This window comes from Parafrankia colletiae, assembly GCF_001854655.1.
GTDB lineage: Bacteria > Actinomycetota > Actinomycetes > Frankiales > Frankiaceae > Parafrankia > Parafrankia colletiae.
Map to the genome: position 1 here is coordinate 97,460 of NZ_MBLM01000003.1, position 18,811 is coordinate 116,270.

Annotated in this window: 13 protein-coding genes; 8 read left to right on the forward strand and 5 right to left on the reverse strand. The window is 73.9% G+C overall.

Translation table 11 applies throughout. The annotated features are described in order from the left end of the window. Positions 1-27: 27 nt before the first annotated feature. Complete coding sequence (locus tag CC117_RS38525) at positions 28-375, reverse strand: hypothetical protein (RefSeq protein ID WP_241829773.1); 348 nt, start codon at positions 373-375, stop codon at positions 28-30. On the opposite strand from CC117_RS38525, the gene CC117_RS38530 reads away from it, so the two are divergent. The 4 genes from CC117_RS38530 (at position 374) to CC117_RS02775 (ending at position 5,914) form a co-directional block, all read left to right on the forward strand. Continuing rightward, positions 374-559: a hypothetical protein gene (locus CC117_RS38530; protein WP_241829774.1), complete on the forward strand. Its 186-nt coding sequence runs from the start codon at positions 374-376 to the stop codon at positions 557-559. The two genes, CC117_RS38525 and CC117_RS38530, sit on opposite strands and share 2 nt — an antisense overlap. A gap of 392 nt (positions 560-951) precedes the next feature. Continuing rightward, positions 952-1,686 (forward strand): ABC transporter ATP-binding protein, encoded by a 735-nt coding sequence (locus CC117_RS02765; protein ID WP_407673456.1) that lies wholly within the window; start codon positions 952-954, stop codon positions 1,684-1,686. After that, positions 1,683-3,329 (forward strand): sensor histidine kinase, encoded by a 1,647-nt coding sequence (locus CC117_RS02770; protein ID WP_071082159.1) that lies wholly within the window; start codon positions 1,683-1,685, stop codon positions 3,327-3,329. The genes CC117_RS02765 and CC117_RS02770 overlap by 4 nt, the downstream gene beginning before the upstream one ends. Beyond that, positions 3,326-5,914 (forward strand): ABC transporter permease, encoded by a 2,589-nt coding sequence (locus tag CC117_RS02775; protein WP_241829775.1) that lies wholly within the window; start codon positions 3,326-3,328, stop codon positions 5,912-5,914. Before CC117_RS02770 ends, CC117_RS02775 begins: the two co-directional genes overlap by 4 nt. A gap of 67 nt (positions 5,915-5,981) precedes the next feature. On the opposite strand, the gene CC117_RS02780 is transcribed toward CC117_RS02775, so the two are convergent. The 3 genes from CC117_RS02780 to CC117_RS02790 all read right to left on the reverse strand — a co-directional run bounded on the left by CC117_RS02780 (position 5,982) and on the right by CC117_RS02790 (position 8,326). Further along, positions 5,982-6,383 carry a response regulator gene (locus CC117_RS02780; protein ID WP_071082160.1) on the reverse strand — a complete coding sequence of 134 codons (402 nt, stop codon included), beginning with the start codon at positions 6,381-6,383 and terminating at the stop codon, positions 5,982-5,984. Positions 6,384-6,434: 51 nt separating this feature from the next. Further along, positions 6,435-7,142, reverse strand: coding sequence for a response regulator transcription factor (locus CC117_RS02785; RefSeq protein WP_071082161.1), 708 nt, complete (start codon positions 7,140-7,142; stop codon positions 6,435-6,437). A 71-nt stretch (positions 7,143-7,213) separates the two neighbouring features. After that, positions 7,214-8,326, reverse strand: coding sequence for a hypothetical protein (locus CC117_RS02790; RefSeq protein WP_131802997.1), 1,113 nt, complete (start codon positions 8,324-8,326; stop codon positions 7,214-7,216). 216 nt (positions 8,327-8,542) lie between these two features. On the opposite strand from CC117_RS02790, the gene CC117_RS02795 reads away from it, so the two are divergent. From CC117_RS02795 to CC117_RS02810, 4 genes are all read left to right on the forward strand, one after another. Then, entirely contained in the window at positions 8,543-9,238 is a 696-nt protein-coding gene (locus CC117_RS02795; RefSeq protein ID WP_071082163.1) for a response regulator transcription factor, read from the forward strand. A 188-nt stretch (positions 9,239-9,426) separates the two neighbouring features. Then, on the forward strand, positions 9,427-11,166 hold the full coding sequence (locus tag CC117_RS02800) for a sensor histidine kinase (protein WP_456320342.1): 1,740 nt from the start codon (positions 9,427-9,429) through the stop codon (positions 11,164-11,166). Between the two features lie 52 nt (positions 11,167-11,218). Further along, a complete protein-coding gene (locus CC117_RS02805) occupies positions 11,219-13,561 on the forward strand; it encodes an ArnT family glycosyltransferase (RefSeq protein WP_071082277.1) in 2,343 nt (780 codons plus the stop codon). A 446-nt stretch (positions 13,562-14,007) separates the two neighbouring features. Next, positions 14,008-15,333, forward strand: a complete 1,326-nt coding sequence (locus CC117_RS02810; protein WP_071082278.1) for a bifunctional glycosyltransferase family 2/GtrA family protein — start codon at positions 14,008-14,010, stop codon at positions 15,331-15,333. 63 nt (positions 15,334-15,396) lie between these two features. Here the strand turns inward: CC117_RS02810 and CC117_RS02815 are convergent, their stop codons facing one another. Continuing rightward, the gene (locus CC117_RS02815) at positions 15,397-18,786 is read right to left on the reverse strand and encodes a pyruvate carboxylase (RefSeq protein ID WP_071082164.1); all 3,390 of its coding nucleotides are present in this window, start codon (positions 18,784-18,786) and stop codon (positions 15,397-15,399) included. Positions 18,787-18,811: the final 25 nt, after the last annotated feature.

The window sequence follows — 18,811 nt, forward strand, 5'->3', positions numbered from 1 at the left end:
ACAATCGCCTGAGCCGGACGGGCTGACTCAGGCGTCGTACCGGGGCGTGTCGTCCGGGCACTCCAGGTCGAGATCAGTGGCGACGCTGTCGGGCACGAGGCCGCAGCCGACCTCGTAGCTGCCGAGCTGCACCAGCTCCCAGCCCGCCTCGCCGCGGTGCAGCACAGCCTCGGCGCGGTCGACGTCGTCGACCACGGGCACGAGCTCGACCCAGGCCCAGGTCTGGTCGGAGGCGGCCAGCACCGTCCCCGTCACCTGGTAGCTGCGCGATGGCACGGCGGAGGTGAGCGAGCTGCTCCGCACCGCCTCCGCGATCACCGCGGACTCGCTCGGTGAGGGCGGCACGGCGCCGGGGCGGTCGATCGAGGCGGTCATGACGTCAGCCCTCGGCACGGGAATCCGGCTCGCGGGCGCCGGCCCCGTGGATACGGCGAACGCCGTGCCGACGGTGACGGCGCCGGCCGCCACGACAGTGGCCGCCGCGGCGACCGCGGGACGCGCGACGCGGCCGCGGCTGCCCGGGCGTGAGGTCCGGCTGGGCGAGACGGGACGACGGTGACGGGCCATTGGCTGCACGTACCCAGTCTGCGCAGGTGAACCCCCCAAATCGAGCGAGTTTCGCGGTCAGGCTGGCGACAGACCACATCCGACCCACAGCACACGAACCACATCCATTGTGGCGCAACGACTTCCGTCCCACCCAGAAGCCACAGGAGGCCAGGTTCCGGTCTGCGCACGACCTGGGCCGGACGCCCGCCGCGTCGCGGGTGTTCCCCGACAGGCCGCGATCGGGTGAAATGAGCAGTCCGATCCGGCCGGCGGATGGGCCGCCGGAGAACAGACCGACGGAAGGCCGTCAGGCGGCGGGCCGACGGACAGACGGGGACGTGCCGCGCCCAGGGCGCGACACCAGGGGGGGCGGTCGCGGTGCCAGGGGATGCGGAGAGCCCCGTGGTCGTGCTGCGTTCGGTCTACCGGACGTTCGCCGCCGACACCGCGCCGGTGCACGCGCTGCGCGGCGCGGGCCTGACGGTCGCGCGCGGCGAGTTCGTCGCGGTCATGGGCCCGTCCGGGAGCGGGAAGTCGACCCTGCTGAACGTCGTCGCCGGCCTGGAGCGGGTTGACGAGGGGGCCGTGACGGTCGCCGGCATGTCACTGGTCGCCCGCTCGGAGGCCGACCTGGCGCGGATGCGCCGCCGCCACGTCGGCATGGTGTTCCAGTTCTTCCACCTGCTCGAGACGATGACGGTCGCGGACAACGTGGTCCTGGCGGCGCGGCTGTCCGGGGCCGGCCGGCGGGCCGCCGGCCGGCGCGGGCACGACCTGCTGGACCTGCTCGGTCTGCTGGAGCGGGCCGACGCGCTGCCCGGCACGCTCTCCGGCGGGCAGCGCCAGCGGCTGGCCATCGCGCGGGCGCTGGCCAACGAGCCGACGGTCCTGCTGGCGGACGAACCGACCGGTGCGCTGGACTCCGCCGGGGCCGCCGAGGTCCTCGACCTGTTCACCCGGCTGCACCGCCGCGGCCAGACCATCCTCATGGTCACCCACGACCGCCAGGTCGCCGCCGGCGCCGAGCGGATCGTGACCATGCGCGACGGCCGGGTCTCCGCCCCGCCCGAGGCGTCAGCAGCACCCGACCCGGCCCGGGCGTCCGAGCCGGCCGGGGCGTCCGAGGTGGTGGCATGACGCATCCGCGCCGCCAGCTGGCTTCGGCCGCGCTGCTGGCCGCCGTGGCGGTGACCGCGATGTGCGCGGCCCCCCGTCTGCTCGGTGGACACAGCCCCGGCTGGTCGGTCCCGCTGACGGTGGACGTCGTGCTGCTCGTGGTCGGGGTGGGCGCCGGCTGGGTTCCCTGGGCCCGGCTGCGGTCCGAGCAGGCCCTGATGATCGCGGCGGACCTGGCCTGCCTGGCCGGGGTCGCCGCACTGGGCCTGACGGCCGCGCTGGCAGTGCTGGGGCACCGCCCGCTCGACGGCGGTGAGGACTTCACCGGCCCGGTGCTGATCGCCACCGCACTCGCCGCGGCCACGGCGGCGGGCGCCCGGGCCCGCACCCTGAATGTGGTTCTCGGCGTGGTACGAGGTGCCCGGTACGCGCCGGATGACGTCCTGCGGACGTTCGGCGAGGACGCCAGCCGTGGCGTCGGCCTGGACGAAGCCCTCCGCGGGCTCGGCGAAGCGCTGCGGCGCGGCCTGACGCTGCAGCGGGTGGAGATCTGGACCGGAGCCGCCGGCCGCCTGACCGCCGCCGTCGTCCTTCCCGACGTCGAGGGCACCCCGCCCGCGGGCGTCGGTGTCGCCATCGGCGACGGCGACGGCGACGCCATGGGCGGTGGCGTGCAGGTGGGGTCGGCGATGAACCTCACCGTGGCCGATCTGGTCGCGCTCGCCCGGACCCGGGTGGCGGGGCCCGGCTGGCTCGCCCTGTGGGTGCCGAACCTCGCCCGCAGGCACGGTGACCTGCAGGTGCGGGTGATCCCCGCCCGCGCCGGCGGCGCGCTGCTCGGCATGCTCGTGGTGAGCCGCCCGCCGGAGGCGCCGCGCTTCTCCGAGCAGGAGGACCGCATGCTGGCCGAGCTCGGGACCCGGCTCGGCACCGTCCTGCACAACCGCCAGTTGGACGCCAACCTGCGGGACGCCCTCGCCGACCTGCGTCACGCCAACGACGAGCTGCGGGTCTCCCGGGCGCGCCTGGTGGCCACGGCCGACGCCGAGCGGCGGCGGATCGAACGGGACCTGCACGACGGGGCCCAGCAGCAGCTCGTCTCGCTCGCCGTCGGGCTGCGGCTGGTCCGTGACCTCGTCGCGGACAGCATGGGCGAAGATGCCGCCGCCGCTCGGAACGAGGACGCCGCGGCCGCCGACGAGCTGCTCGCCGCCATGGCCGAGCAGGTGACCGAGACGATCGCCGAGGTCCGTAACCTCGCCCACGGCATCTACCCGCCGCTGCTGCGCTCCTCCGGCCTGGCCGAGGCGCTTCGCGCCGCGGGGCAGCGGTCGGCTGTCGGCGTCACGGTCGGTGCCGACGGGATCGGCCGCTACCCGCCCGACATCGAGGCCGCCGTCTACTTCTGCTGCCTGGAGGCCCTCCAGAACGCGGCGAAGCATGCGGCCGGCTGCTCCGTGGACATCCTCCTCGTCGAGGAGGAAAGCGCACTTACGTTCACTGTGTGTGACAACGGGCCCGGCTTCGACCCGCAGCGATCCGAACGCGGCCACGGCATGACCAACATGGCGGACCGGATCGGCGCCATCGGCGGAACGCTGCGCTGGGAGTCCACGGTGGGAACGGGGACGCGGGTGCTCGGGATCGTCCCGGCGGCGCGATGAGAGGCGTCCTGGGCGCGGTCGGCATGATCGCGTGGGCCGAGCTGCGGCGCCGCTGGGTGGCCCTCACCGCGCTCGGCGTCCTGATCGGCGTGGTCGTCGGGGTCGTCGCCGGGACGGCCACGCTGATCCGGCGCACCGCCACCGCCCACGACCGTCTCGAACGCGCCTCCGCCGTACCCGACCTGCAGGTCAACTACCTCGGCCGGGATCCGGAGGTGGCCCGCCAGATCGCCACGGTGCCGGGCGTCGTCGGCTCCAGGACGGCAGTCGGCACGGTCGGGCGGATCGAGGACAGAGCGTCCGTCTCCTACATCGGCATCCTGGGGGATACCGGCGGCCCACGTGACCTTTACGCGCCCGTGGTCGTCAAGGGCCGCGGCTACGACCCGCGCTCGCCCGACGAGGTGCTGCTGGACGAGCGGGCCGCGGGCTGGTGGGGGTTCGACGTCGGTGACACCATCACGCTGCGCCTGCTCACGACCTCTGACTTCCTGAACTTCGACACCGGTTTCGGGACGCCAGGCGGTCCGGTCCTGAAGCTGGTGGTGACCGGCCTGACCCGGATGGCGGGCGAGAACGTCCGACAGATGCCCCTCGTGGTCTCCCCGGCGCTCGCCGCGCGGCTCGACGCCGTGACGACCCTGGTCATGCTGCGGCTGAGGCCGGGCCCGGAGGCCATGGCGACGGCCTCCTCGGCACTGCGGCGCATCGGGCTGGGCCTGCGCACCGACCCGCTCGCCAGCGAGTTCCCCGCGCTGCAGGTGGCCCGGCCGGCCACCGACGGCGACGCCCGCATCGCCGCGACGCAGCGGGTCCTGGTCACGGGGCTGATCGTCTTTGCCGCTGTCGTCGGGGTGGCGGGGATGGCCGCGGCGAGCCAGGCCTTCTTCCGCCACCACGCCGCCGGCGCGCGTACCCAGCAGATCGAGGCGGTGCTCGGCCTGCCCGCGCTGGGGCGGTCCGGTGCCCGGGTGCTCGCCGCCGCACCGGCCGCCGCGGCCGCCGCCGCTGTCGCCGCGGCCGGTCCCCTGCTCGCGGGCCGGTTCGAACCGCTCGGGCCGCTCGCCGGGATGGAGCCGTACCCCGGCTACGCCGGGAACACCGCTCTGACCTGCATCGCCGCCGGGGCCGGCCTGGTGGCGACAGCCCTGATCGCGGGCATCACCGCCATCCGGGCGGGCCAGCGCCCGGGCGAACTCGGCCGGGTGTTCACCGGGCGGCCCGGTGCGGCGGCGCCCGGATGGTCCGCGACGTCAGGTTGGTCCGCGGCGCCCGGTCAGCCCCGCCCGCCGCGCGGGTCCCTGCCAGGTGGGGCACCGGTGTCCCGCCGAGCCGGCAGTCCCGGTAACGCGGTGGCCAGACGGGGCCCCGTCTGGCTGTGGATCGGCGCCTCGTTCGCGCTCGACCGCGGGCGGGACCGGGCGGTGACGGCGCGCCGGCCCGCCATCACCGGGACGGCCATCGGGGTGACCGGGCTCATCGCCGCCGCGACGATCGCAGGCGGGATGAGCCGGCTCGCCGACGATCCGCACCGGTACGGCTGGAACGCCGACCTGGAGATCACCGACGCCCGCCCGGACATCGTCAGCCGGCTGGCGGCGGACCCGCGGGTCGCCGCGGTCAGCATGCTCGACGCCTCGACCGCGACCGTCGAGATCGACGAGGACGGGCATGCGCTGCCCGCTCCGGACACGCTGGTGGGCATCGGGCCCGGCGACGCCGGGCCGGGCGCGATCGGCCGCGGCGACGTCGACCCCGGGGTTGACGTCGCCGTCTACGCGCTCTCCCCCAAACCGGGGGCGGTCGGGCCCGACGTCGGCTGGACCCTCTTCGAAGGGTCGGCGCCGCGGCGCACGAACGAGGTGGCGATCGGCCCGCGGGCCGCCCGCCAGCTCGATCTGGACGTCGGCGACCATCTCAGCGTCTCCACGAACAACGGCGGCCACGCCCAGCTGAGGGTCACCGGCATCGGGATCGGCCCCGTCCTCAGCGGCGAGCGTCTCGGCGAGAGCATGCTGGTGGAGCCCGACATGCTCGCCCGCGTCCAGCGCACCCAGCCGCTGCGCAGCGCCCTCGTGCGGGCCATCCCGCAGGTCGACCCGGTCAACCTCGCCGCCGCCCTCGGCACCGAGTACGAGATCGACACCGGGTTCGTGCCGACCGAGGTCGCGAACCTCGGCGGAATGGGGCGACTGCCGACGATGCTGCAGACCGTCCTGGCGGCGCTCGCCATCGCCGCCGCCGGCCACGCCGTCGGGACCACCTGGCGCTCCGCGCAGGGCGAGCTCGCCATCCTGCGCACCCTGGGGTTCACGCCCGGGCAGACCGCGCGGATCCCTCTGGTGACGTCCTGTGTGACCGCCGTGCTGGCGGTCGGCGTCGGGATCCCGCTCGGGCTGCTGATCGGCCGGCTGGCCTGGTGGGAGATCGCCATGGCCACCGGTGTGTCCACCGACCTGGCGGTGCCGGTCGGCCTGCTGGTCGCCCTGCCCCCGGCCGCGCTGCTGACCGCCCTGGTCATCGCCGCACTGCCGGCCGCGCGGGCGGGGCGGCTGCTACCCGGCACTGTCCTGCGGGGCGAATAGCCCGCTCCGTCGGATCGGCGCCGTGAAGCCCGGCGAGACAGCGGGCGCCGGGCCGCCGGCGGGCCGTCTACAGATCCTGCGCGGAGCTGGGAGGCGGGGCGTGCCGGTGCCAGATGTCGCGCAGCACGTTCGGGGCCAGGTCCTCCTTGCACAGGTAGTCCAGCCCGCTGTCGGCGACGGCGGCCGGAAGGTCCGTCCGGCCGTAGGTGGAGCAGAGGACGACGACCGTGCCCGGGRCATCCTGTCGGATCCGGGATCCGGCGACGACCCCGTTGATGCCCGGCAGGTTCACGTCCATCAGCACCAGGTCAGGGCGCAGCTCGGCGGCGGCGGTCAGGGCGGCCTCGCCCGTCTCCGCCTCACCGGCGAGAACGAAGCCGGCGGCGCGGCGCAGCACGGCCCGCACGGCGAGCCGGAAGGGGCGCTGGTCATCGACGACCAGCACGGAGACCGCCGGGGAGGAGCTCATGACATCAGTCTGGCCGGACCCGGCCCGGCACCCAAGGGTGCAGCCATGTCATCAGCCCGGTGTGGCTACCTTCCCCGTCGGCCCGCTGGCCGGGCGATGCCCGGAGTGCAGATACAGCAGGACGGCCTTCACCCGCCGGTTCAGGTCCGGCTCGTCGGTGAGGCCGAGCTTCGCGAAGATCGAGTTGGAGTGCTTCTCCACCGCCCGTTCGGACAGGACGAGCGCCGCGGCGATCGCCGCGTTGCTCCAGCCCTGGGCCATGTGGCTCAGCACCTCGAGCTCCCGTGGGGTCAGCCTGTCCAGCTCGCTGTGCTGCCGGCGGGCGTTCGCGGCGACGAGGCCCTCCACCACGGCCGGGTCGATCACCGACTCCCCGGCCGCGACCGCGCGGATCGCACGGAGCAGATCGTCCACACCCGCCACCCGCTCCTTGAGGAGATAGGCACGGCCCGACGAGCCGCCTTCGAGCAGCGCCAGCGCGTACGTCGCCTCGGCGTGCTGGCTCAGCACGACCACTCCGACCCGAGGCCGCTCGCGGCGCAGCCACCCGGCGACCTTGATGCCCTCGTCGGAGCGGGACGGCGGCATCCGGATGTCGGTGACCACGACATCCGGGTCGTGATCGCGGACGGCCTGCTCCAGCGACGGCCGGTCGGTGGCCGTGCCGACCAGGTCGAGTCCGTCCGCCCGCTCGATGAGGGTCGCAAGACCATGYCGGAGCAGTGCATTGTCCTCAGCAAGGACGACACGAACGGCCATTCGTCCACTCTAGGCCCGTCTGAACGCCCCCAACCGGCGCAACGAACTCGTCTGATGTCCGGATCAGGACCTCAGGCGGACGCTGTCGCGGTGCCGGTCTCGGTACCACCCCGCCCGCGGTCCGGGAGGGCGGGCGGCGCCACCAGCGCGACCTGGCGCGTCAGTGGACCGGCCAGGCTCGGCGGAGGCGGCGGGGTACCGCCGCGGCGTGACACGGAGTCGGCCTGGCTCGAGCCGCCGCCGGTGGTGGAACTCTGGCCGGTGGCACCCCCCTGGCCCTGTCCCGGGAGGCCGCCGCCCGGTGCCACGCCCGGCTGGCCCTGCCCACCGAACTGGCCCAGTCCACCGAACTGGCCCGGCCCCTGACCGGCCTGTCCTCCGTTCTGGCCAGGCATGCCCTGCCCGCCGGACCCGTTCTGGCCATCGGGGGSGGTCTGCCCGCCCGGTGCGGTCTGCCCGCCGGCCGCGGCCTGGCCGTCGGCGCTGTCCTCCGTGATCGCGGTCGCGGTGGCGGTCGAGCCCGCGGAGGCGCCATCCGGCACGGTCGCCGTCACGTGGACGGTGTCGCCGACATCGATGTCGTCGATCCCGCCGGTCGCGGATCCGCGACCGGCTCCGGAACCGGAACCGGAACCGATGACGGTGTTCCCGGTAACGGTGTAGGTGGCGGTGAAGTCGTCGAGGCTGCGCACCGTCAGGGAGGCGTCGTCCACCGCGGAGACCTCGCCGGACTGGGTCCGGACGGTCCGGTAGCCGCCGGAACCGTCAGTGGTGATGAACTCTCCGTGCAGCGCGTCGGAGAGACCGGTGCCCACGCCCGTCCCGGTGCCAGCCGGGGAGCCGGCCTGGAACGGTCCCCCCATGCCGCGCAGGCCGCCCGGCCTGCCACCGCCCTGCCCGTCGCCGAGGCTGCTCGCGTTGACCGCGGCCGCCGCGCCGACAGCCAGGGCGAGCGCGGCGGCACCCACCACGGCTGTCCGGCCCAGACCCCAGTGCCGGGCCCCGCCGGCAGCGGTCGCCGGAGCGGCCACGGGCGGCATCGGGGTTGGCTCCGGGCCGGGCGGAGGTGTAGGGCCGGGCGGGGCTGCCAGGCCGGGCCAGGCCGACGACGACGACGGGCCGCCGGGGGCGGCACCGCTCGACGGTGGGGACGTGGGCGGGTCGGTGGGCCCGACGTGACTCATGTCCGTTCTCCTCGTCCCGGCCGGTCGGTCGCCGCGCCGTCGGGGAGGAGAGTTCACCGCGAAGCTGTGCGCAACCTGTGCTGGGGCTGGGCACGCGATGTGTGATCACCGCCGATGACGAAAAAGGTCCGTCATGCGGCCCGGCGGCGTCCAGGACACAGCGAGCGCACAGGAGATCTTCAGAGAACCCACAGGAAACGCTCTCATCCTGACTCCATGCAGCCGACGAGTCCCCGCATCCTTGTCGTCGATGACGAGAACACGCTGTCGGAGCTGCTGTCGATGGCCCTGCGCTACGAGGGCTGGGAGGTCCGCACCGCACCGGACGGGCGCGAAGCACTGCAGGTCGCCCGTGGGTTCCGCCCGGACGCGGTCGTTCTCGACATGATGCTGCCGGACATGGACGGCCTGGACGTCCTGCGCAGGCTGCGCGCGGAGCGCCCCGACGTCCCGGTGCTGTTCCTCACCGCCCGTGACGCCGTCGAGGACAGGGTGGCCGGCCTGACCGCCGGCGGCGACGACTACGTCACCAAGCCGTTCAGCCTGGAGGAGCTGGTCGCCCGGCTGCGTGGCCTCCTCCGCAGGCTGCATCGCGCCACGGCTCCGGATGAGGCGGTCCTCGTCGTCGGCGACCTCGTCATGAACGAGGACAGCCGGGAGGTCACCCGGGACGGGCACGAGGTGCGGCTGACGGCGACCGAGTTCGAGCTGCTGCGTTTCTTCATGCGCAACCCGCGGCGGGTACTGAGCAAGGCGCAGATCCTCGACCGCGTCTGGAACTACGACTTCGGCGGCCAGGTGAACGTCGTCGAGCTGTATGTCTCCTACCTGCGCCGGAAGATCGACGCCGGCCATCCTCCCATGATCCACACCATGCGCGGGGCCGGCTACGTGCTGCGCCCGGCGACCTGAGCCGTCCCGCGATGGCGGATCCGTCGGCCCCGTCGACGTCCGACGGCACAGCCCGTACACCCGACGACACAGTCCGTACGACGTCCGACGACGCAGCTCACGTGAAGAGCGGTGTGCGGCGGCGCGGCCCGGCCGGGTGGTCGCTGCGGACCAGGCTCCTCGCGCTGCTTCTCGCGCTGCTCGCCGTCATGTCCGCGGTGATCGTCCTCGTGACGGTGGTCGCGCTGCGCGGTGTGCTCGTCGAGCAGCTCGACGACCGGTTGAGGGGCGCGAGCGGGCGCCAGGTCGGGGTGCTGCTGCTGCCCCCGGCGGGAATGCGGCCCGGCTACGTCGGCGGCCCAGGGAGCAGCGCCGACGTGCTCAGGCCGGAACTCGATCCGTCCACGCTGACAGCGAGCCAGCGCCTCGACCTGGCCCTCGGCCGCGGCCAGTCGCCCGGGACCCTCGGCGCCATCCTGGAGCTGCGGCATCCCATACCCGTGCCGGCCGCCGGGCCCGAGGCCCCACCCGCCGCCGTCGATCAGGACGTCGCCGTCCTGATCAGCGGGGTCACCGCCGCGATCATCGGCGACGGATCGTCGCTGACCACGCTCTCCGGCGAGGTTCTCGCCACGGTGGCGCGGGTCCCGCTCGACGGTCAGCCGCACACCTACGCGATCGACGGTCACGGCGACTACCGCCTGATCGCCCGGCCCGAGCCGGACGGGCGGGCCATCCTCGTCACCGGCCTGCCGATGAACGAGCTCGGCTCGACCCTGACCAGGACGGCCGGGATCGGCGCCGGCGTCGCGGCGCTGGGTGTGCTCGCCGCGGCGGTCGCCGGCGCGGCGATCATCCGGGTGACGCTGCGTCCCCTGCGCCGGGTGGCGACCGCCGCGGCGCGGGTGGCGAGGCTCCCGCTCCACCGTGGGGCCGTCGACCTCCCCGCGCTCGAACCGGACGTCGACACCGACCCGCGTACCGAGGTCGGGCAGGTCGGCGCGGCCCTCGACCAGATGCTCGGCCACATCGGAGCGGCCTTCGCCGCGCGGCACGCCACCGAGACGAGGATGCGCCAGTTCCTCGCGGACGCCAGCCACGAGCTGCGGACGCCGCTCGCCGCGATCAGCGGGTACGCGCAGCTCACCCGCCGCACTCGCGACCCCGTCCCACCCGATGTCGTATACGCCATGGYACGTGTCGAGTCCGAGAGCGCACGGATGACGGCACTCGTCTCCGACCTGCTGCTGCTCGCCCGCCTCGACTCCGGCCGGCCGCTGGACCGTGAGGCCGCCGACCTGTCACGGCTCGTGGTGGACGCCGTCAGCGACGCCCATGTCGCCGCGCCCACCCATCGGTTCCAGYTCGACCTGCCCGACGAGCCGGTGACGACCGTCGGAGACCCGRCACGCCTGCACCAGGTGCTCGCGAACCTGCTGGCCAACGCCCGCGCCCACACCCCGTCGGGCACCGCGGTCACGGCCCGGCTGACAACCCGGGTGCTCCCGGCCGCCCCGGGTACGGCCGGCTCCCCGGGCATGCCCGCCCCGCTCGGCTGCTGCGCCGTGCTGCAGGTGATCGACGACGGCCCGGGCATCCCGCCCGACCTGCTCCCCCGGGTGTTCGAACGGTTCGCCCGGGGCGACAGCTCCCGCTCCCGGGCCGCCGGCAGCACCGGGCTGGGCCTGTCCATCGTGGCCGCGGTGGTGGAGGCGCACGGCGGTCGGGTGGACGTCGTCAGCAGGCCCGGTCAGACGGTGTTCACGGTGATCCTCCCGATGGYCGCGGCGGACGGCCCGCGCCACCGGGCGGAACCAGAGCCGGCGATCGCCCTCGGTGACGGGTCCACGGCGGCCGGCCATGCCGGAAGGACCGAGGCGGCCGGACTTACGGGAGATGCCGTCGGCAACGTCCCCGTTCCGCGCCGGGGCCCGCACTCTCACAGCTGAGGCACAGGCCGGGCACACGGCCGGGACAGCTCCGGATCCGACGCTGATCCGTATGCCGACCTCACCGACGCAGCCACCTCCGACCGGCCACCCCGGTCCGCCGGGCGCGGCGGGGCCCGGGCCCTGGCCCGCCGCCGCGCCCGCCCCTGCCAGGGACCGGTACACCGGGCCGGAGCAGCCCAGCTATCTGTGGGCCAGCCAGGCCACCATGCCGGATGTCCGTCAGCCCGACCCGCGTCGTCCCGCAGCCACCGGGGACCTCGGCCGCCCGGGGCCGGGGCCGGGGCGGCGGCACGGCGTGGCGGGTGCGCCGTCCCGCGGTGATCGGCGGGCGGAGCACGGGGGGCGGCTGGCCCGGCTGGTCCGGGGGCGGCCGGAGGACCCCCGCTGGGTACGGCCGGCGCTGGTCGGGCTGCTCATCGCGACGGCCGTGCTCTACCTGTGGGATCTCGGCGCCTCAGGCTGGGCGAACGCCTTCTACTCGGCATCGGCACAGGCCGGCTCGGTGAGCTGGAAGGCGATGTTCTACGCGTCGTCGGACGCGGGGAACTCCATCACCGTCGACAAGCCCCCGGCCGCGATGTGGGTGATGGCGCTGTCGGCGCGCATCTTCGGGGTGAGCTCCTGGAGCATCCTCGTCCCGGAGGCGCTGATGGGCGTGGCCTCGGTCGGGATGCTCTACCTGACCGTGCGCCGGGCGTTCCCCGCGGGCGCGGCGCTGCTCGCCGGCGCGGTCCTCGCGCTGACCCCGGTCGCCACCCTGATGTTCCGGTTCAACAATCCGGATGCGCTGCTCGTCCTGCTGCTGATCTGCGCCGCCTATGCGGTGTTGCGGGCCCTCGAGACCGCGAGCACCCGCTGGCTGGTGTGGGCCGGGGTGTTCGTCAGCTTCGGGTTCCTGACCAAGATGCTGCAGGCGCTGCTGATCGTTCCGGTACTGGCGCTGGTCTACCTGGCCGTCGCGCCCACCCGGTTCACCCGGCGGCTGTGGCAGGTCGGCGCCGGTGCGCTCGGCCTGGTCGTCCCGGCCGGGATCTTCGTCGCGATCGTCGAGCTCGCCCCGGAATCRTCCCGCCCGTACATCGGCGGGTCACAGGACAACAGTCTCCTCGAGCTCACGCTGGGCTACAACGGACTGGGGCGGCTGACCGGCAACGAGACCGGGAGCGTCGGCGGCGGAGGCGGYGGCATGTGGGGCTCCACCGGCTGGGGCCGGATGTTCGGGTCCGAGGCGGGCACGCAGGTCTCCTGGCTGATTCCGACCGCGCTGGTGCTACTGGTGGCCGGCCTGTGGGTGACGAGGCGGGCGCCGCGCACCGATCCGGGCCGGGCCGCGTTCGCGCTCTGGGGTGGCTGGCTGCTGGTCACCGGCATCGTGTTCAGCCAGATGAAGGGGATCTTCCACCCGTACTACACCGTGGCCCTCGCGCCGGCGATCGGCGCTCTCGTCGGGATGGGCAGCGCGGCGCTGTGGCGCCGGCGGGCGCACCCCGCCGCCACGGCCACCCTGGCCGGGGCCCTGGCCCTGACCGCGATCTGGTCCTTCATCCTGCTCAACCGGACGTCCGACTGGCACCCCTGGATCCGGTGGACGGTTCTGATCGCCGGCTTCGCCGCGGCACTGCTGTTCGTCGTGTTCTCCTGGCTGCCCCGGCCCGCGCGGATCGTCGTGACAACCGCGGCACTGGTCGCGGCCCTGCTTGGGCCACTGGGGTACTCGGTGGCGACGGCGGCCGTCCCCCACACCGGCTCCATCCCGTCGGCCGGACCGGGCGGCGGCGGTCTCGGCGGGCCGGGCGGCGGAGGCGGGCCCGGCGGCCGACTCATGATCTTTGGTGGCCCGGGTGCTGCCGGGACACAGACCGGCGGCGGGGCCGGCGCAGGCGGCCAGCAGGTCCCGGGCCAGACGGGTGGCACGACGGCTCCGGGTGGCACGACGGCTCCGGGTGGCACCGGGCCGGGCGGGATGGGCGGTGGGGGCGGGATGGGCGGTCTGCTCGGGGCCGGCGATCCCAGCGACGAGGTCGTCGCAATGCTCGAAGAGAACGCCTCGTCCTACACCTGGGTGGCTGCCTCGGTCGGGTCGAACAACGCGGCCGGATACCAGCTCGCCACCGGCGATCCGGTGATGGCGATCGGTGGCTTCAACGGCAGCGACCCGTCCCCGACCCTGGAACAGTTCCAGCAGTACGTGGCGGACGGCCGCATCCACTACTTCATCGGTGGCGGCGGTTTCGGCGGGCAGAACGGCGGAAGCTCCGCGTCCGGAGAGATCGCCGCCTGGGTCCAGGAGAACTTCACCGCGACCACCGTCGACAATGTCACCCTCTACGACCTGACCGCGTCGACGTCCACGACCTCGGCAGGGTCCTTGTCGGGCGCCTCGAACACCTGAGTCGACGCGCGCGCCGCACGCGGTATTCGCGCGGTGGCCGGGCGACCCACAAGGGCAGCCCGGCCACCGCGGCCGCGCATTCTCGCCCGGCAGTACGGAACCAGAAACGAAGCCGGAATCCGGTATATGCGAAAACCCGAGAATAACTCTCCCCTCCCCTTTCGTTTCTTCCTGCGTGAGGTGGCGGCGTGAAGCTCACAGCAGAGGCACAGCACCAGCACATTGCCGGCACAGCCCGGGGCCGAATGGTGAACGGCATGACCACGGATGCCTGGATCAGCGGCGCCGGAACGCCCGGCATGACCGCCACGACCACCCCGTCAGCACCGACCGGCAGGAGTGGCGGAAACGGCCAGACTCCCGTACGCACCACGCACCCGGTGAGGAGCATCGTGTCGACGACCACCACCGACCTGCTGTCCAGGCACCGGAACGAAAAGACCCTCATGGCTCACCCGGTGCTCGACGTCGTCATTCCGGTGTACAACGAGGAAAAAGACCTGGCGCCGTGCATCCGCAGACTGCACGCCCATCTGCGGACCACGTTTCCCTACCCTTTCCAGATCACCGTCGCCGACAACGCCAGCACCGACACGACACTGGCGATCGCCCAGGAGCTGGTGCTGGAGATCCCCGAGGTCTCGGTCATCCATCTCGACGCCAAGGGCCGCGGCCGGGCGCTGCGTGCGGCCTGGGGCGTCTCGACCGCACCCGTCCTGGCCTATATGGACGTCGACCTCTCGACCGACCTGGCCGCGTTGCTTCCCCTGGTCGCGCCGCTGATCTCCGGGCATTCGGATCTGGCGATCGGGACCCGGCTGTCCCGCTCCTCCCGGGTCGTGCGGGGCCCCCGGCGCGAGGTGATCTCCCGCTGTTACAACCTGCTGCTGCGCGGCACGCTGGCCGTCCGGTTCACCGACGCGCAGTGYGGCTTCAAGGCCATCCGGGCGGATGTCGCCGCCTGCCTGCTGCCACTCGTGCAGGACGGCGAATGGTTCTTCGACACCGAGATGCTGGTCATCGCCCAGCGCAGCGGCCTGCGCATCCACGAGGTGCCGGTGGACTGGATCGACGACCCCGACAGCAGGGTGGACGTCCTCGCGACCGCGATGGCCGATCTCAGGGGCGTCGCGCGCCTCGCCCGCGCGCTCGGCACGGGCGCGCTGCCCCTCGGCCAGCTGCGCCGCGAGTTCGGCCGCGCTCCCCTGCCCGGCACCAGCATGAGCGAGGGGACGGACAGTGGGGACGGGACTGTGAACGGGAACGGGAACGGGCACGGGCACGGGAACGGGGCGGCGGCGCCCGCGCCCGCGGTTCCCGGGGTGCCCGCGGGGCTGACCGGGCAGCTGCTGCGCTTCGCCGGGGTGGGTGTCGCCAGCACGCTGGCCTACCTGGTGCTGTTCGTCCTGCTCCGCGGGGTGGCCGGCGCGCAGGCGGCGAACCTCGTCGCACTGCTGGTGACCGCGGTGGCGAACACCGCCGCGAACCGGCGGCTCACGTTCGGGGTCAGCGGCCGCGACGACGCCGGCCGGCACCACCTGCAGGGCCTGTTCGTCTTCGCGATCGGCCTGGCGCTGACCAGCGGCTCGCTGGCCGCCCTGCACGCGGCGAGCGACGAGCCGGGTCGCCTGCTGGAGGTCAGCGTTCTCGTCCTGGCGAACCTCGCCTCGACCGTCGTCCGCTTCCTGCTGCTGCGCGCCTGGGTGTTCCACCCGTCCCGGCTGGGCCGGTACGGGCGAGAGGTCGGTGTCAGGCACACTGCCGGCCGCTGAGCCCGGGGGCGGCCGCCGGCCGGCTGACCGTCTGTCAGCCTGGCCGGCAGTCGCCGTCCACGGTCAGGGGCGCAGGACGAGGAGCAGGTCGCCGACCTCCACCGACTCGCCGTTCGCGCGCACGATCTCGGCGACCGTCCCGGCGGCGGGGCTGGTGACCGCCGCCTCCATCTTCATGGCCTCGATCACGGCCAGCTTCTGGCCCTTCTCGATGGTGTCGCCGACGGCGACCGCGAGGGTGACGATGCCGGGCAGCCCGGCGCCGACCTGCGCCGGGTCGGACGGGTCGGCCCGGCGGGCGGCGGTGGTCGTCGCCTTGATGGAGGTGTCGCGGACCCGCACCGGCCGCGGCTGGCCGTTGACGCGCAGGTAGAGGGTGCGCATGCCGGCGTCGTCGGCCTCGCCGATGGTCTCCAGGGTGACGATGATCTCGACGCCCGGTTCGAGGAAGACGCTGACGGGACGTCCGGGCTGCAGGCCGAACAGGAACGCCTCGGTGGGGATCACCGACGAGTTGCCGTAGGTGGCGACCGCCTGCTGGTAGTCCTTCCAGGGCCCGGGGAACAGCAACCGGGACAGGGCCGCGCGGCGGTCGGCGCCCGGTGCGGCGAGCGCCGCGGCGTCGTCGGGGGCGAGGGCGGCCGCCGGAGGCTCGGGGTGGCGCCCGGCCAGGGCCCGCTCCCGGAACGGCTCGGCGAAGCCGGCGGGCGGCGTGCCGAGCTCCCCGGCGAGGTAGCCCAGCACGCTGGCGGGCAGGTCGTACTCCTCGGGATGGTCGCGCAGCCGGTCGACGTCCACCGAGCCACCGGCGATGAACAGCGCGAGGTCGCCGACGACCTTGCTGGTCGGCGTGACCTTGATCGGCTTGCCGAGCAGGTCGTTGGCGACCGCGTAGCACTCGGTGACCTGGGTCCAGCGGTCGCCGAGACCGAGGGAGATGGCCTGCTGGCGCAGGTTGGTGAGCTGCCCGCCGGGGATCTCGTGCCGGTAGACGGCCCCGGTGGGGGCGCGCAGCCCGGCCTCGAACGGCGAGTAGAGGTCGCGGACTGCCTCCCAGTACGCCTCCATCGACGACAGGGCCGCCAGCGGGATGCCGGTGGCGCGCTCGGTGTGGTCGGTGGCCGCGACGAGGGCGGACAGGTTCGGCTGGCTGGTTCCGCCGGACATCGGCGCGGCGGCGGCGTCGACGGCGTCGACCCCGGCCTCGTTCGCGGCGATGAGGGTGGCGAGCTGGCCGCCGGCGGTGTCGTGGGTGTGCAGGTGGACGGGCAGGTCGAAGCGCTCCCGCAGCGCGGTGACCAGCCGGCTCGCGGCGGCCGGGCGCAGCAGGCCGGCCATGTCCTTGATGGCCAGCACGTGGACGCCGGCGTCGACGAGCTGTTCGGCGAGGCGCAGATAGTAGTCGAGGGTGTAGATCTGCTCGTCGGGGTTGGTGAGGTCGCCGGTGTAGCACAGGGTGCCCTCGGCGATCGCAGTCCCGGTCTCCAGGACGGCGTCGATCGCCGGGCGCATCTGCTCCATGTCGTTGAGCGCGTCGAAGATCCGGAAGATGTCCAGGCCGTTCGCCGCCGCCTCGGCGACGAACGCGCGCACGACGTCGTCCGGGTAGGGGGTGTAGCCGACGGCGTTGCGGCCGCGCAGCAGCATCTGCAGGCAGATGTTCGGCACGGCCGTGCGGACCGCRGCGAGGCGCTCCCACGGGTCCTCGGCGAGGAACCGCAGCGCCACGTCGTAGGTCGCGCCGCCCCAGCACTCGAGGCTCAGCAGGTTCGGGGTGAGCGCGGCGAACGCCGGTGCCGCGGCGAGGATGTCGAAGCTGCGCAGCCGGGTCGCCAGCAGCGACTGGTGCGCGTCACGCAGGGTGGTGTCGGTGACGGCGAGCGCGGTGCGCCCCCGCAGGTCGGCGGCCCAGCCGGCCGGGCCGAGCTCGGTGAGCAGCTGGCGCGAGCCGGCGGCCGGTGCGGTGCCGGCGAGGTTCAGCAGCGGGAGCATGGTGCGCGGCTCGGTCAGGGCGACCCCGGTGGGGCGGGTGTGCCCGTTGACGGTGCTCTCGGCGAGGCGGGCCAGCATGCGGCTGGTCGCGTCCCCGTCGTCGACGGCGCTCAGCAGGCCGGGGCGCTCGTCGATGAAGGAGGTCGTCACCCCGCCGGCGAGGAAGGCCGGGTCGGCCAGCAGCTTCGTCAGGAACTCGATGTTGGTGCGCACCCCGCGCACCCGGAACTCCTTGAGCGCGCGGCGGGCCCGCCGCGACGCCTTCTCCAGCGTGGCGCCGCGCGCGGTCAGCTTGACCAGCAGCGAGTCGAAGTAGGGGCTGACCTCCGCGCCGGGGTACGTCGCGCCGTCCAGACGCACGCCCGGCCCGCCGGGCGACTGGTAGAAGGTGATCGTCCCGGTGTCTGGGCGGAAGCCGTCCGACGGGTCCTCGGTCGTCACCCGGCACTGGATCGCGGTGCCCCGCAGGGAGACGCAGTCCTGGGTGAGGTTCAGGTCGTCAAGGCTCTCGCCGGCGGCGATCCGCAGCTGCGCGCCGACGATGTCGACGCCGGTGACCTCCTCGGTCACCGTGTGCTCCACCTGGATGCGCGGGTTCATCTCCATGAAGGTGAACGCCCCGTCCGGGCCGACGAGGAACTCGACGGTGCCGGCGTTGACATACCCGACATGGCGGGCGAACCGCACCGCCGCGTCACACAGCGCGTCGCGGACGCTCTCCTCCAGGGCGGGGGCGGGCGCGATCTCGACGACCTTCTGGTGGCGGCGCTGCACCGAGCAGTCCCGCTCGAACAGGTGGATCACGTTGCCGTAGGAATCGGCCAGGACCTGCACCTCGACGTGCCGCGGCCGGTCCACCGCCTGCTCCAGGAACACCGTGCCGTCGCCGAACGCCGCCGCCGCCTCGCGCGACGCGCTCGCGACGGCGTCCGCCAGGTCCTCCGCGCGTAGCACGCGACGCAGCCCGCGACCGCCGCCGCCGCCGGACGCCTTGACGAACAGCGGGAACCCGACCTCCGCGGCCGCCTCGGTGAACCCCTCGCCGTCCGGCAGCGGGTCGGACGCCCGCAGCACCGGCAGCCCCGCCGCGATCGCCGCGTTGCGTGCCGCGACCTTGTCCCCGGTGAGACGGAGAACAGCAGGCGGTGGGCCGACGAACGTCACGCCAGCCGCCGCACATGCCTCCGCCAGCACCGCCGACTCCGACAGGAAGCCGTACCCGGGGTGCAGCGTGTCCGCGTCCGCGGTCTTCGCGACCCGCAGCAGCGCCTCGATGTCGAGGTAGCCGCGCACCGGATGCCCCGGCTCGCACAGCTCGTAGGCCTCGGACGCCTTCGTCCGGTGCAGCGCGGACACGTCCTCGGGGGTGTAGACGGCGACCGTGCGCAGTCCCAGCTCCTGGGCGGCCCGGAAAACCCGGACCGCGATCTCACTGCGGTTTGCCACAAGCACCTTGCGCACGCGCAGCTCCTCACGCCAGTGGCCC

Excerpts from the sequence above, each read along its gene's own strand:
- CC117_RS02775 (WP_241829775.1), top strand. The coding sequence starts at position 3,326 with ATGAGAGGCGTCCTGGGCGCGGTCGGCATGATCGCGTGGGCCGAGCTG.
- CC117_RS02770 (WP_071082159.1), top strand. The coding sequence starts at position 1,683 with ATGACGCATCCGCGCCGCCAGCTGGCTTCGGCCGCGCTGCTGGCCGCC.
- CC117_RS02795 (WP_071082163.1), top strand. The coding sequence starts at position 8,543 with ATGCAGCCGACGAGTCCCCGCATCCTTGTCGTCGATGACGAGAACACG.
- CC117_RS38530 (WP_241829774.1), top strand. The coding sequence starts at position 374 with ATGACGTCAGCCCTCGGCACGGGAATCCGGCTCGCGGGCGCCGGCCCC.
- CC117_RS38525 (WP_241829773.1), bottom strand. The coding sequence starts at position 375 with ATGACCGCCTCGATCGACCGCCCCGGCGCCGTGCCGCCCTCACCGAGC.